Origin of the sequence: Pseudomonas yamanorum, assembly GCF_013386765.1 — a bacterium.
GTDB classification, from domain to species: Bacteria; Pseudomonadota; Gammaproteobacteria; order Pseudomonadales; family Pseudomonadaceae; genus Aquipseudomonas; species Aquipseudomonas yamanorum_A.
Genome location: NZ_JACARE010000015.1, coordinates 37956 through 50561 on the forward strand (window position 1 = coordinate 37956; position 12606 = coordinate 50561).

Annotated in this window: 12 protein-coding genes; 7 read left to right on the forward strand and 5 right to left on the reverse strand. The window is 61.1% G+C overall.

All coding sequences use genetic code 11. The features are described from left to right. Nucleotides 1-4: 4 nt before the first annotated feature. From HX875_RS10535 to HX875_RS10550, 4 genes are all read left to right on the forward strand, one after another. Complete coding sequence (locus HX875_RS10535; protein ID WP_034128915.1) at nucleotides 5-409, forward strand: acyl-CoA thioesterase; 405 nt, start codon at nucleotides 5-7, stop codon at nucleotides 407-409. 319 nt (nucleotides 410-728) lie between these two features. Then, nucleotides 729-2474: a patatin-like phospholipase family protein gene (locus tag HX875_RS10540; protein WP_371321476.1), complete on the forward strand. Its 1746-nt coding sequence runs from the start codon at nucleotides 729-731 to the stop codon at nucleotides 2472-2474. Between the two features lie 63 nt (nucleotides 2475-2537). Next, a complete protein-coding gene (locus tag HX875_RS10545) occupies nucleotides 2538-3422 on the forward strand; it encodes a formate/nitrite transporter family protein (RefSeq protein ID WP_177043139.1) in 885 nt (294 codons plus the stop codon). Between the two features lie 65 nt (nucleotides 3423-3487). After that, complete coding sequence (locus HX875_RS10550; RefSeq protein ID WP_177043140.1) at nucleotides 3488-5350, forward strand: DUF3857 domain-containing transglutaminase family protein; 1863 nt, start codon at nucleotides 3488-3490, stop codon at nucleotides 5348-5350. Between the two features lie 9 nt (nucleotides 5351-5359). Here HX875_RS10550 and HX875_RS10555 read toward each other — a convergent pair whose 3' ends face one another. After that, nucleotides 5360-6616 carry a cation:proton antiporter gene (locus tag HX875_RS10555; protein ID WP_177043141.1) on the reverse strand — a complete coding sequence of 419 codons (1257 nt, stop codon included), beginning with the start codon at nucleotides 6614-6616 and terminating at the stop codon, nucleotides 5360-5362. A 254-nt stretch (nucleotides 6617-6870) separates the two neighbouring features. Between HX875_RS10555 and HX875_RS10560 the strand changes: the two genes are divergently transcribed. Together HX875_RS10560 and HX875_RS10565 are read left to right on the forward strand one after the other, a co-directional pair. Next, nucleotides 6871-7704, forward strand: a complete 834-nt coding sequence (locus HX875_RS10560) for an EamA family transporter (protein ID WP_177043142.1) — start codon at nucleotides 6871-6873, stop codon at nucleotides 7702-7704. A gap of 31 nt (nucleotides 7705-7735) precedes the next feature. Further along, nucleotides 7736-8122 carry an MAPEG family protein gene (locus tag HX875_RS10565; RefSeq protein ID WP_177043143.1) on the forward strand — a complete coding sequence of 129 codons (387 nt, stop codon included), beginning with the start codon at nucleotides 7736-7738 and terminating at the stop codon, nucleotides 8120-8122. Between the two features lie 122 nt (nucleotides 8123-8244). Here the strand turns inward: HX875_RS10565 and mltA are convergent, their stop codons facing one another. Continuing rightward, a complete protein-coding gene (gene mltA, locus HX875_RS10570) occupies nucleotides 8245-9417 on the reverse strand; it encodes a murein transglycosylase A (protein ID WP_177043144.1) in 1173 nt (390 codons plus the stop codon). A 128-nt stretch (nucleotides 9418-9545) separates the two neighbouring features. Between mltA and HX875_RS10575 the strand changes: the two genes are divergently transcribed. Beyond that, nucleotides 9546-9995, forward strand: a complete 450-nt coding sequence (locus HX875_RS10575) for a c-type cytochrome (protein ID WP_177043145.1) — start codon at nucleotides 9546-9548, stop codon at nucleotides 9993-9995. A 6-nt stretch (nucleotides 9996-10001) separates the two neighbouring features. Here the strand turns inward: HX875_RS10575 and HX875_RS10580 are convergent, their stop codons facing one another. From HX875_RS10580 to HX875_RS10590, 3 genes are all read right to left on the reverse strand, one after another. Next, entirely contained in the window at nucleotides 10002-10397 is a 396-nt protein-coding gene (locus HX875_RS10580) for a DUF1090 domain-containing protein (protein ID WP_177043146.1), read from the reverse strand. 80 nt (nucleotides 10398-10477) lie between these two features. Continuing rightward, entirely contained in the window at nucleotides 10478-12151 is a 1674-nt protein-coding gene (gene ligB / locus HX875_RS10585; protein ID WP_256348086.1) for an NAD-dependent DNA ligase LigB, read from the reverse strand. A gap of 110 nt (nucleotides 12152-12261) precedes the next feature. Next, a complete protein-coding gene (locus HX875_RS10590; RefSeq protein ID WP_177043147.1) occupies nucleotides 12262-12603 on the reverse strand; it encodes a DUF1090 family protein in 342 nt (113 codons plus the stop codon). Nucleotides 12604-12606: the final 3 nt, after the last annotated feature.

Below are 12606 nucleotides of genomic sequence, written 5' to 3' on the forward strand. Positions count from 1 at the left end.
GAACATGAACTTCCACACCCGCAAATGGGTAAAACCCGAAGACCTCAACCCCAACGGCACTCTGTTCGGTGGCAGCCTGCTGCGCTGGATCGACGAAGAAGCGGCCATCTACGCGATTGTCCAGTTGGGCAACCAGCGGGTGGTGACCAAGTACATCTCCGAAATCAACTTCGTCAGCGCCTCGCGCCAGGGCGACATCATCGAACTGGGCATCACCGCCACCGAGTTCGGCCGCACCTCCATCACCCTGACCTGCGAGGTGCGCAACAAGATCACCCGCAAGAGCATCCTGACCGTGGAAAAAATGGTCTTCGTCAACCTGGGTGAAGACGGCTTGCCGGCGCCCCATGGCCGCACCGAGATCAAATATGTGAAGGATCAGTTTCAGGAAGACGGCCTCAGCGAATAACGTCGTGCGGGCGTGACTTGTTTTGCAAGACGCTTCCGGATGGATCGTTCCAGGCTCTCTCGTCACACAGGACTACACCCTGTAGAGAGAGTCGACAATGGAACTGTTAAACCCTGCTCAGCCTTCATACCCTCAAACTTCGCCAGCCGCTGCCCGAGACATCGTGGGCAGTGGCCTGTCAGCGGCATTCGACACGGCCTCGGCACCGGTTGTCCAAAGGAGTGGCCACGCTACCGTTCAACCCCAAGGTACGAAAACGTCCCTGGTAGACGGCGCAGGTGAACGCAACCTGGCGTTGAGTCGCTACCCGAATGGCGTTGTGGAAGTGACGCTGTCCCCACCGCCGATCACTCAACTGGTACTCAGTGGCGGCGGTGCCAAGGGCATTGCCTATCCGGGCGTGGTCCAGGCGCTTGAAGATAGAAATGCCCTGAAGGATATCCGCAGTATTTCAGGCTCATCTGCCGGCGGTATTTCGGCAGCCCTTCTGGCCAGTGGGATGGGGGCCAAGGGCTTCGACACGCTGTCGGACCGCCTTGAATTGCCCAAGCTGCTGAACAGCAAATACGCCATTCCCGCTTGGCTGCAGGATGCGAGCTCGAGTGTCGGGAAGGTGGCGGGCAAGGTCAGCAGCCTGGCAGAGGTTTTGTTTAACGTGTTGCCACGCCTTGGCTCCAAGGCCGAACCCCTGGAGGCATTGGTGCGCGACGAGTCGCGAAAGACGGTGCTGGCGCACATTGCCGATTTGCCCAGGGACCAGCGCACACCACAAATCCTGGCGATTGCGGACAAATTAAGTGCGGGCGGCGCGACGACGTTCGGTGATTTGCAGGTGTTGAGCCGGCATATCCCGGCAATCAAAGAGCTCAATATCACGGGTACCGGCTTGTTCGATGGCCGACCGCAATTGGTGGTGTTCAATGCCAGTCTCACGCCGGACATGGACATCGCGCGCGCCGCGCATATTTCGGGGGCGCTGCCGGTGGTGTTCAAGGCGCCGCAGGAGCAAGGGCATGGGTTTCAGGAAAACGGCGAGAAAACCTTCTTTCAGGATGGCGGCCTGCTGCTCAACACTCCCGCCACTGACTTTTTCCAGCGCACGTTTCCCGCCAGTGCACTCGCCGATACTGAACAACTGATCTTGAAGTTCGACGGTGATGAGCCCGCGGCGGTGCGCGGCAGTCGCCTTGACGGTTTCAAGGACGGGTTTCTCGGGATCCCGAACGCGGCCAATCATGAGCTGATGGCCTCGAAACTCAACGTCATGAAGGATCAGACGGTCGTTATGCCATTGAAGACCGGGATGGGTGACTTCAGCGGATTTCTCAACGGCACGATCAATTTCACCATGCCGCTGGAGGTCAAGAATCACCTGCAGGAACTCGCACGGGCTGCGGTGAATGCCCATATGGAAAAACGCTCTGAAGTGCGGGAGCAGTATTTATTCGGCTCGATTGAAGGTGCTGTGTTGGCCATGAGCGATTCCATGCTTGCCAGCGAAAAGGACGCACTTGAGCAGGACGAAGCGTCCAGTGACGTGCTGCGTTTTCGAAACGAAGCCCGGCAGGGGCTTGCCATGCTTGATAAGGCTGTCGCGTCGGCCAATACCGGCGATCGGCTGCAAATGACGCCTGAATTGGCGTCGGCGTTGCGTAACCTGGACGCCCTGGCCAGCCGCCTGGAATACGTCGAGTGGCTGGGAGTTCGCCTCAATGATGCGGACAAGCCCAATTTTCAGCAGCTGCTGCAAGCGCCGCATCAGAACGCCTCAAGGGTCCTGGCCAGTGCCATCAGCGAAATGAAAAAGCGCAATATCGCGGTGATCGCCGACAACTTCACTCGGGAGGTTCTCTATCCCTCGTTGTTTCGCCCGGGCCAGCCGGATTCGAATGTCGCCCTGCTGCGTCGGGTTGAACACAACCTGGGCCGGGCAACGACGCCGGCCCAGGTCAACCAGGCGCTCGATGACATCGTTGAAAACTACGTGGCACGTAATAAACCCTGGTCGCAGCCGGGGCGCTCCACGACAGTGGAAATGGCCAAGGCATGGCGCCTGGCGGTTTAGTGGCTGAACAGTCCTGAACGCCGCGTGTCGTAGCTAAAAGCACACAACGGATTCAGGAACGCCATGGCCACTGAAAAAGACGGCAAGACCCCCAACCTGTCGCAGGAAGAGCAGCACGACGTCGACAAGAACCAGCCGCCTCGCGCGGCGGTTCTGCACGAAATCATCCGCACCCAAGGCGACCAGGAACTGGAGCGTACCGTGGCGGCACTGTGGTGGTCGGCGCTGGCCGCCGGCCTGACCATGGGCCTGTCTTTGATGGGCATGGGTTTGCTCAACTCGCGGCTGCCGGATGGCGAAGGGTTCAAGGTGATTGCCAGTTTTGGCTACTGCGCAGGCTTTCTTGCGGTGATTCTCGCGCGCCAGCAACTGTTCACCGAAAACACCCTGACGGCGGTGTTGCCGGTGATGAGCAAGCCCTCCCTGGGCAATGCCGGGCGCCTGTTGCGGCTGTGGACAGTGGTGCTGGTGGGCAACCTGTGCGGCACCTTGCTGGTGGCGTATGTGATGCTGCACCTGCCGATCTTCGACACCAAGACCGACCTGGCCTTCCTGGAAATCGGGCGCAAGGTCATGGAAAACGACCCCGGGCAGATGTTCGCCAAGGGCATCGTGTCCGGCTGGATGATTGCCACCATGGTCTGGATGATCCCGTCCATGGAAAGCGCCAAGCTCTGGATCATCATCTTGATCACCTACCTGATGGCGCTCGGGGATTTCACCCACATCGTGGTGGGCTCGGCGGAAGTGTCGTACCTGGTGTTTGCCGGCGAGTTGCCGTGGAAAGACTTCTGGCTGATCTTTGCCGGACCGACGCTGGCGGGCAATATCATCGGCGGCAGCTTCATCTTTGCGCTGATCAGCCACGCGCAGATTCGCAGCGAAAGCAGCCTGCCGGGCAAGGTTGCCGACCCGCGTCACCCTCAGAAGATCAGCAAGGAGCCGTAAGCCGATTCGTCATAAATGAATGGCAAAGTCGCGGCGCGGCTTTTCATTCATCAAGAAGGATCTTTATGCGGGCTTCCCCTCTTTTCCCATGGCGAAGGCTATTGGGGCTGGTGCTGGTATCAGGTGTGTTGGGTTCTGCGCAGGCCAGGGATGAGGGTGCAGACCCCTCCGTGACCGTCGAGAAAATGGCTCAGTCATTTGTGATCAACGCCGACGGCAGCTATGTGCAGGACTACGAGTCCGTGATGCGCATCAACGAAGAACGTGGCATACGGTCCCGCGCGCAGCAGCCGGTGAGTTACAACCGTTCTCTGGATACGCTGGAGATTGTCGAGGCGTTCACCCAAAAGCCTGACGGACGCAAGGTGGCGGTGAGTGCAGAGCAGATCAAGGAACAGCAGGAACGGGCTTCCGCCGATTCACCCATGTTCCAGGACTCTCGGGTCAAGGTGGTGATCTTCCCCGAGGTGGCGGTGGGTGATCGCCTGACCCTGCGTTACCGGCTCGTGCGCAAGACCGCGCTGTTCCCCGGCGAATTTATTGACTCCGCATCGCCAAGCCTTTATCCGATGGAGCAGTTCAACCTCACCTACGATTTGCCGGCGGATAAACCACTGTACGTCGACGCCAAAGGATTCAACGCTTCCACGCCGGCGGCCGCGCCCGGGCGCAAGGTGTATCGCTGGGACTACGTGCCTGCGGAAAAAACCCGACCCGAGCAAGGCGCCGTGGCCTACATGGATTACGGCCAGCACCTGGCGGTCTCGACCTTCCCGAGTTACCGGGCGTTGGCCAAGGCCTACGATGCCCGGGCTACCGTCGAAGTGACCCCGGCCATCACCGCATTGGCGAACCAACTCACGGCCAACCTGCCAACACCCCGGGCCAAGGCGTTGGTGTTGAGTGACTGGGTACGCCGGAACATCCGGTATGTGGCGGTGTACATCAATGCGGGCGGAGTGGTTCCCCACGCTGCGCAGTCGGTGCTGGAAAACCGCTACGGTGACTGCAAGGACCATGTGGCCTTGCTTGAAGCGTTGCTCAAGGCCGTCGCCATTGAAAGCTCCCCGGCGCTGATCAGCTACGGCAGTGCGTACACCTTGCCCAAGGTCGCGGCGTTGAGCCCGATCAACCACGCAATCACCTATATCCCCAGCCTGGACCTGTTCCTGGATTCGACCGCGACCGGCACGGCCGCCGGTTACCTGCCCAACCCCGATCTGGACAAGCCGGTGTTGTTGACCCGTACCGGCGAGATGGGCCATACGCCAGCGACCCAGGCTGGCAAGGAATCCAATGAGCTGGTGTTCAAGGTGGATGACAGCGGTGCGGCAGACTTTACCCTGGCCAAGCGTCTGGAAGGGTGGCGCGCGGAGTTTGCCCGTGCCTGGATCAAATCGATGAAACCGGCGGACCGTGATTTGATGATCCAGAAAATTTTGCACGGTTATGGCCAGGCGGGCAGCGGCACCCTGCAAACCGACGCCCTCGACAGCGACGCCCCAAGCTTCAATGCCATGATGGTGGGGCGTACGGACAACCTGGTGAATGTGCCCGGCCCGATCGGGGTGCCAGCATTGAGCAGCCTGGGCGGAGGGATTGCCCAGGAGGTGTTTGGCTTTGCCGTGGAAAAAGACCGCACGCAGGCCTTCACCTGCATTTCCGGAGAGACCCGTGAGACGGCCCGGTTCGAGTTTCCCAAGACCCTCAATATTCTGGCGGTGCCCAAGGCGGTGTCGCTCAAGGGCGCCGGCTTCGAGTACAGCGCCACCTATTCCCGGGAGGGCAACACCGTGCTGATTTCACGCACGGCCAGGTTTGCCCACCCGCAAGCGGTGTGCAGCGCCGAACTCTTCGCGCAGATGAAACCGGTGATCCAGGCCATGGCCAATGACCTGAAGAGCCAGATCGTCGTGCAGACGCTTTGACCGTCGGCTTCAGTGGTGAGCCTCGGGAGCAGGCTCATCCTTGGTCACATGCTTGACCAGCTTGCCGATGCTCAAGCCCTGCAACAGGATCGACGACAGCACCACGATGTAGGTGATGCTCAGCAGCAAGTCACGCTCCGGGCCCAGCGGCAGGGCCAGGGCCAGTGCCACTGAAACCCCGCCGCGCAAGCCGCCCCACGTCAGGATGCGGATGGTGCCGCGAGGCACCGTGCGCCAGCGCCGCAACAGCAGGATCGCCGGGGCCACTGTCAGCAGGCGTGACAACAGGATTGCCACGGCCAGCAAACTGGCCGCCAGCACATGCAGCCAGTTGAACGGCAACAGCAAAAGCTCCATGCCGATCAGTGCGAACAGCAGCGCGTTGAGCATGTCATCGAGCAGTTCCCAGAAACCGTCCAGGTAGCGCCGGGTCATGTCGTTCATCGCCAGCTTGCGGCCCAGGTTGCCGATGATCAGCCCCGCGACCACCATCGCAATCGGCGCCGAGACGTGCAGTTCGGTGGCCATGGCCGAGCCGCCGATCACCAGGGCGAGGGTCAGCATCACTTCGATCTGATACTGCTCGATGCTCTTGATCATCAAGTACACGATGTAGCCGATCAGCCCGCCGAACACCACGCCACCAATCGCCTCATGGGCAAACAGCATGGCAGTGGCGCCGACCGTGGGCGTCTCGCCCAACTGCGCGATGCCCAGCAACACGGTGAACACCACCACCGCCGTGCCGTCGTTGAACAGCGACTCGCCGACGATCGTGGTTTTCAGCGGTTTGGATGCGTTGGCGGTCCGCAGCACGCCGAGCACGGCAATCGGGTCGGTGGGGGAAATCAGCGCGCCGAACAGCAGGCAGTACAGGAAGCTCACGTGCCAGCCGAACAGGGCAAAGATGTAGTAGGCCAGGCTGCCGATCACTACGGTGGCGATCAATACGCCGAAGGTGGCGAGCAGGCCGATGGGCCAGCGGTAGCTGCGCAGGTCGCTCAGGTTGACGTGCAAGGCGCCGGCGAACAGCAGGAACGAGAGCATCCAGTTCATCAGCAAGTCGCCGAAGTCGATCTGGCCGATCAACTGCTGGATGCGCTCTTCAAGGCCGGGGTAACCGATAAAGCTCAAGCCTTGCAGCAGCAGGGAAAACATCAGCGCCGTCACCATCACGCCGATGGTGGGCGGCAGGCCGATGAAGCGGTAGTTCACATAAGTGAGCAGGGTGGTCAGGCAAATAAACGCAGCGACAAGTTCAAGCATCCGGGGTCCTTGGATGGGGAGTGAGTAGTGAGTTGGATAGGTGGACCGCAGCGAGGCGGCGACGTTGCAAGCAGATGGAGAAAAGTGCCGTCAGGCATACGCATGCCCACGCTCGGGTCGATGAGGATCGGGCAGCAGCAAAAAATTATGGGTAGAGGTCTTTGCGCAACTGAGTGCGGCGTGGTTGGCTTTAGTATAAACAAGTGCTGACATATGGCGCATCAATTCTGCTGTTTCTGACTGGGGAGTCACGAGTGATTGCAACAGCTCTGGTACTGGTAGCGGCGCTGCTGCATGCGACGTGGAACACCTTGATCAAATTCAGCGGCGAGCGCCTGTTGGTGATCGCCTGCATGGACACCGTGGCGTTGCTGTTTGTCTTGCTGGCGGTAGGTTTCGTGTCGTTGCCGCCGCTGGAAATCTGGCCATGGATCATCGCCTCGGCACTGTTTGAACTGCTCTATCGCTACCTGCTGATCCAGGCCTATCGGGTGGGCGACCTGGGATTGGTGTACCCGCTGATGCGCGGGCTGTCGCCCCTGGTGGTGCTGGTGCTGACGCTGGTGTTTGCCGGTGAGGTGCTCAGCACCCAGCAGATCCTCGGCATTCTGCTGATTCCGTTCGGCATGCTGTGCCTGTTGTGGCAGGGTGGCGGCGGTGACCGGTTGCCGTGGTCGATGCTGCCGGTGGTGGCATTGATCGGCCTGTGCATCGGCTGCTACACCTTCCTCGATGGCCAGGCATTGCGCCGTTGGTCACACCCGCTGGATTACCTGGTGTGGCTGACGCTGATCAGCGCCTGGCCGTTTCCGTTGCTGGCGGTGGTGCGCAAACGGGCAGCATTCGTGCTGTTCTGGCGCACACAGTGGCGGCTGGGGCTGAGCGTCGGGTTGTGCGTGTTGTTGAGCTACGCTCTGGTGCTTTGGGCCATGCAATTGGGCTCGATTGCCGAGGCTGCCGCGCTGCGGGAAGTCAGCGTGATCCTGGTGGTGCTGTTCGGCATGCGTTACCTGAAAGAACCTTTCGGCCGCCCGCGGCTCATAGCCTGTGGGTTGGTGCTGATCGGCATGTTCGTGATGAAACTCTAACCGTCGGATAAAACTAAAAAAGGAATGAGTTATGACAGTCGCTTTCTGGTGTGTGTTGATCGCAATCTTCCTGCCGTACCTGTGCACCGGCGTGGCCAAGTTCAGCGGCGGCAAGTTCGGGCCCCGGCAGAACCATGACCCGCGAGCGTTCCTGGACACCCTTGAAGGGTTCGCCAAGCGCGCCCACAGTGCGCAACTCAACAGTTTTGAAGTGACGCCGGCCTTTGCGGCGGCGGTGATCATTGCCCATTTGGCAGGCGCTGCATCGCTGGTGACGATCAACGTGCTGGCGGTGCTGTTTATCACCAGCCGGTTGCTCTACATCATCTGCTACCTGGCGGACTGGGCGATCCTGCGGTCAGTGGTGTGGGCGGTGGGGATGGCGTTGATTGCGAGTTTCTTCTTCGTCTCGATCTAAAGCCTGACGCTGTTCAAGTGTGGGAGCGGGCTTGCCCGCGATGCAGTCAACTCGATGTGTCAGTTACACCGAGGTGATGCTATCGCAGGCAAGCCAGCTCCCACAGAGTTCAGTGGTGTTATTCAGCTCCCTGTCGGCGCATCCGGCACTTTCGGCAGCGCCGCGCCTTTGGGCCACAGCATCCAGATCTGCCCCTGTTGCTTCATGTTGCCCGCCAACTCGCCTGCGGCATCACCGGTTCCCCAAAACAGGTCGGCCCGCACTTCGCCGGTAATTGCACCGCCGGTATCCTGCGCGGCCACCGGGCGGGCAATCGGCGCACCGTCCGGTCGCGTCGTCGACAACCACAACAGGCTGCCCAGCGGAATCACCTTGCGGTCCACTGCCACGCTGTAACCCGCCGTCAGCGGTACGTTCAGCGAGCCACGGGGGCCTTCGTTGCTGTCGGGGCGTGCGCTGAAGAACACGTAGCTGGGGTTGCTCGCCAGCAATTCGGGAATGCGCTGCGGATGAGCCTTGGCCCAGGCGCTGATGGCGCCCATGGTCACGTCTTCTTTTTTCAACTCGCCTTGCTCCACCAGCCAGCGGCCGATAGGGCGGTACGGGTAACCGTTCTGATCACCGTAACCGACCCGCAATTGGCGGCCGTCGGCCAGCTGAATGCGGCCCGAACCCTGGATCTGCAGGAATTGCAGGTCCATCGGGTTGGTCAGCCAGGCGATCGGCTTGGCGGTGGAACCTTGCTGGTTGATGGTGCTGGCATCGTCATAGGGCTTGAGTACCCGGCCTTCCAGGCGACCGCGCAGACGCTTGCCCTTGAGTTCCGGGTAGATGCTGTCCAGGTTGACGATGATCAGGTCGTCCGGCACGCCGAACACCGGTACATGGGCGGTGGGCGTTTCGGTGAGGCTGCCGGGGTAAACCGGCTCGTAGTAGCCGGTGATCAGGCCGTTGGGGCTATTGTCGGCCGAGCGCAAGCCGTAGACGTCGAGGTTGGCCTTGAGGAAGTCACGAATCGCCACGGCGGTTGATGGCACGCTGGCAGATGCCGCGCAGGTCGTGCCCCACACCGGGTCAGCCTTGAGCCGTTGGCAGGCGCTGCGCCAGGACTCGAAGCCGGCTTGCAGGTCGCTGTCCGACACGGCCGGCAGGTTTTCCCAGGTAGCGCCGACGTAGGTCGCAATGGCATGAGGCTTGGCTTTCTCGTCCTTGCCGGTGTCGCAACCGGCGAGCAACGCGATCATTGGCAGAGCCCACGCCAGGCGGCGACTCCAGGGTTTAAAGCGGGTATTCATACACATAGTTCCTGAAGCGATTGCCCGCGCCGGTCGGCGTTCGAGCAACCCTTATTATTAATAGGGGTATTGGTCTTTGCGGGCCGGGCGAGGATACTGGCCGCCGTTTCCCGTGACCTTGAGCCATCATGACTTTTAAAAGACTGACCGTTGTATTGCTGGCCTGCCTGACATTGTCCGCCTGCGGCGGGGTTGACCCGAACTCGCCCCTTGGCCAGCGCAAGGCGATTTTCAAGCAGATGCTCAAGACCGGCGAAGACCTGGGCGGCATGCTGCGTGGGCGCATTCCGTTCGATGGCGCCAAATTTGCCGAAGGCGCGGTCAAGCTCGATGCGTTGTCCCATGAACCGTGGAAACATTTCCCGAGCGTGCGCGAAGAAGACCACACCAGCGCCAAGGACGAGGTGTGGCAGAAACAGGCACGTTTCCAGGAAATGGCCCGAACCCTTGAAGCGGCCACCGGTGAATTGGTGATCGCCAGCCAGGTCCAGCCTTACAAGGCCAGCAACCTTGGCCCGGCCGTGCAGAAAGTCGAAGATGCCTGCACCGCGTGCCATAAACAGTTCCGCGATCACTGAGGCGTCTTACTTGTCCAGTTCGTCCAGGGCTTCCTGCAAGTCCTTGCGTGACTGGGCCAGCTTGTCCTTGCGCTTGTTGATCTTGTCGGAATCACCCTTTTTCATGGCCTTGTCGAGGTCGGCCTGACGGCGGCTGACTTCGTGCTTGGCGTCGAGCACCTTGTTTTCGCGCTCCTTCTTCAAGGAGGCGTCGGTGCAGTTGGCGGTGACTTCACTCAAGGCTTTTTCCAGGCCGGCTTGTTGCTCGCTGTTGCCGTGGGCCTTGGCTTGTTCGATCTGGGTACTGATGGCCTGGCGCTTGGCGGCGCAGCCGGTGAGTGGCGGGGCTTCCTCGGCGGCCAGCAGTGGCGTGGCCATGAAGGCAGCAACGGTCAGCAGGGCAAAAGGTGCAAGAAACTTCATAAACGCTCCATGGGAAACAAGGTCGCAATCAGGTGGGCAGGATGAATTCTGCCGTCACCGGGTATGCCGCTGGGCGGAGGTCAAAAACCTTCTATCCCGGCGGCCCGTAATGTTTCACTCAAGGCCTGCACCTGCGGGTCGCGAAAAAAAGCGCTCAGTTGCGCCGCGCGGCCCGGGCCAATGCCGTCTTCGGCCAGCCAGGCTTGAGTGTCTTTGGCGGCCAGGGTTTGCCAGCCGCCTTGCAGATTGTTGCGGGCCGTGGGCGGTACTCCCAGGGCCTTCAGCCATTGTGCGAACGGTCGCTGCCGGGCGCTGCGCAAGCTGTCGAGCAAACGCGCACTGCTGCGTTCGCCGAAGCCATCAATGTTAGCAAGCTCTGCCTCATCCAGGGTTAACCAATCGAGCAAGCCACCGATTAGACCGGCCTGGATCAAGCTGTTCCAGGTTTCGCGGCCGATATGCGGCAGCGCCAGGCCCTGGGCGCCGCTCAGCCAGGTCAGGCGCGCCAGCAACTGTTCTTCGCACCCGGGGGCTAGTTGCCAGCAACTCAACGGATGGAAGTCCTTGGCCTGCGGGACCTGCAATTCGGCCCGTGAATGGCTGCGCAGGATGACGTGGTCCAGGCGCGGGATGACTTGCCCGGCGAGGCTGATGGACACCTGGTCGCCAGGGCGAATATCCAGTTCCTGCCAGCGTTTCAGGGACCCCACACTGACCCGGCTGATTTTCCGGTCATCGAGCAGTACCGGCTCCAGCTCCAGGATGGAAGTGATGCGCCCGGTGCGGCCGATCTTGAAGTGCACCTTGCTTACATGGGCCAGTGCCTTGACCGTCGGGTACTTCCAGGCGACCGCCCAATAGGGCGCGCTGACCCGCCAGCGTTCCGCCGGCGGCCGTTGGCTCTGGTGCAACACCACCCCGTCACTGGCGAAGGGCAGTGGGTGGCTGTACCAATAGCTGCGCCAATGCGCCGCATCGGTGATGTCCTTGATCGGCTGGCTGTAGCGCCCGCTATCGGTGAACCCCCATCGCGCAAGCTGGCTCAGCGTCTCGGAAAAATCTCCGGGACCTTTGGGCCAGGCCCACACAAACAGACCGATATTGGCCGCCTGCGCCTCGCTCAACTGCCGACGGTTCATCAGCCCGGCCACTTTGCTGCGGGCGCCGAGGCCCCCTTCGTCCGCCTGCACATGGTCCCTCAGCCGCCAATAGAGTTCGCCTTGCAACAGCACGTCAACGGGCTCGGACAACTGCTGGACGATTCCGGGAATCCGGCGGGCGGAGGCTGACCAGTCCTGCCCCAACTGGCCATCGCCGCGACTGATGACCCGGCTCAGTCGGCCCTTGCGGTAAACCAGGGTCACGGCGACGCCATCGACCTTGGGCTGCACCCACACATCCTGGCGAGTGCTCAGCCAGGCCTGGACGGCGTTATCGTCCAGCAGTTTTTCCAGGCCGGTGTGTGGCGTCGGGTGGGGGATCGTGCCTCGTGCGCTGCCCAGCGGGTTGTCCGTGACTGCTACGGAGGGGGCAAAGCAGCTGCGCCATTGGGCAAGGCGCTGGCGGGCCTGGTCATAGAGCTCATCGCTGATCAATGACTGGCCGAGCCGGTGGTAGCTGTCATCCCACTGGCGAACCTGTTGCGACAGGGTGGCGATCTGGGCTTGCGCGTGATCGGTGTCCCAGTCGGGGCACTCCCGTGCCCACGCAATCAGTGGCGAGAAACTGAGTAAAAAGACAAGCAGTAGGCGCATAGGCGACATCATCATGAGCATCCTTGCTCTGAAAGGGCGCCCAGCCTATGCCATCCCTGCGGGCATAAAAAAGCCCCGCAGTCGCGAGGCTTTTTACCCGATGTTTCTGCTTACTTGAACAGACCGCCCAGGGCTTTCACTTTGTCGTTGCTGTCAGCCTTGGCCTGCTGCTTTTGCTGGCCGGCATCGAGCTTGTCCTGGGACTCGCCGACTTTTTTGCAACCTTTGTTGACTTGATCCAGGGCAGCCTGCATGGCCTTCACTTTCATGTCTTCGCCATTGGCTTTGGCAGCGTCGACCTTGGCTTGCAGGTCTTTGCCCTGTTTTTCGCAGTCGCCGGCAGACACACCCAGTTGCGAAGTCAGGCCGCTGAGTGCGCTCAGGTCGGCGTGCGCCGGCAGGGCGAACAGGCTGAGCAGAAGGGCGGCAGGGGCGAGTGTGGAAATGCGCATGAA

What these genes read in the sequence shown, in the direction of transcription:
- HX875_RS10575 (WP_177043145.1), top strand. Translation starts at nt 9,546, where the DNA reads ATGACTTTTAAAAGACTGACCGTTGTATTGCTGGCCTGCCTGACATTG.
- ligB (WP_256348086.1), bottom strand. Translation starts at nt 12,151, where the DNA reads ATGCGCCTACTGCTTGTCTTTTTACTCAGTTTCTCGCCACTGATTGCG.
- HX875_RS10550 (WP_177043140.1), top strand. Translation starts at nt 3,488, where the DNA reads ATGCGGGCTTCCCCTCTTTTCCCATGGCGAAGGCTATTGGGGCTGGTG.
- HX875_RS10535 (WP_034128915.1), top strand. Translation starts at nt 5, where the DNA reads ATGAACTTCCACACCCGCAAATGGGTAAAACCCGAAGACCTCAACCCC.
- HX875_RS10590 (WP_177043147.1), bottom strand. Translation starts at nt 12,603, where the DNA reads ATGCGCATTTCCACACTCGCCCCTGCCGCCCTTCTGCTCAGCCTGTTC.
- HX875_RS10545 (WP_177043139.1), top strand. Translation starts at nt 2,538, where the DNA reads ATGGCCACTGAAAAAGACGGCAAGACCCCCAACCTGTCGCAGGAAGAG.
- HX875_RS10555 (WP_177043141.1), bottom strand. Translation starts at nt 6,616, where the DNA reads ATGCTTGAACTTGTCGCTGCGTTTATTTGCCTGACCACCCTGCTCACT.
- mltA (WP_177043144.1), bottom strand. Translation starts at nt 9,417, where the DNA reads ATGAATACCCGCTTTAAACCCTGGAGTCGCCGCCTGGCGTGGGCTCTG.
- HX875_RS10565 (WP_177043143.1), top strand. Translation starts at nt 7,736, where the DNA reads ATGACAGTCGCTTTCTGGTGTGTGTTGATCGCAATCTTCCTGCCGTAC.
- HX875_RS10580 (WP_177043146.1), bottom strand. Translation starts at nt 10,397, where the DNA reads ATGAAGTTTCTTGCACCTTTTGCCCTGCTGACCGTTGCTGCCTTCATG.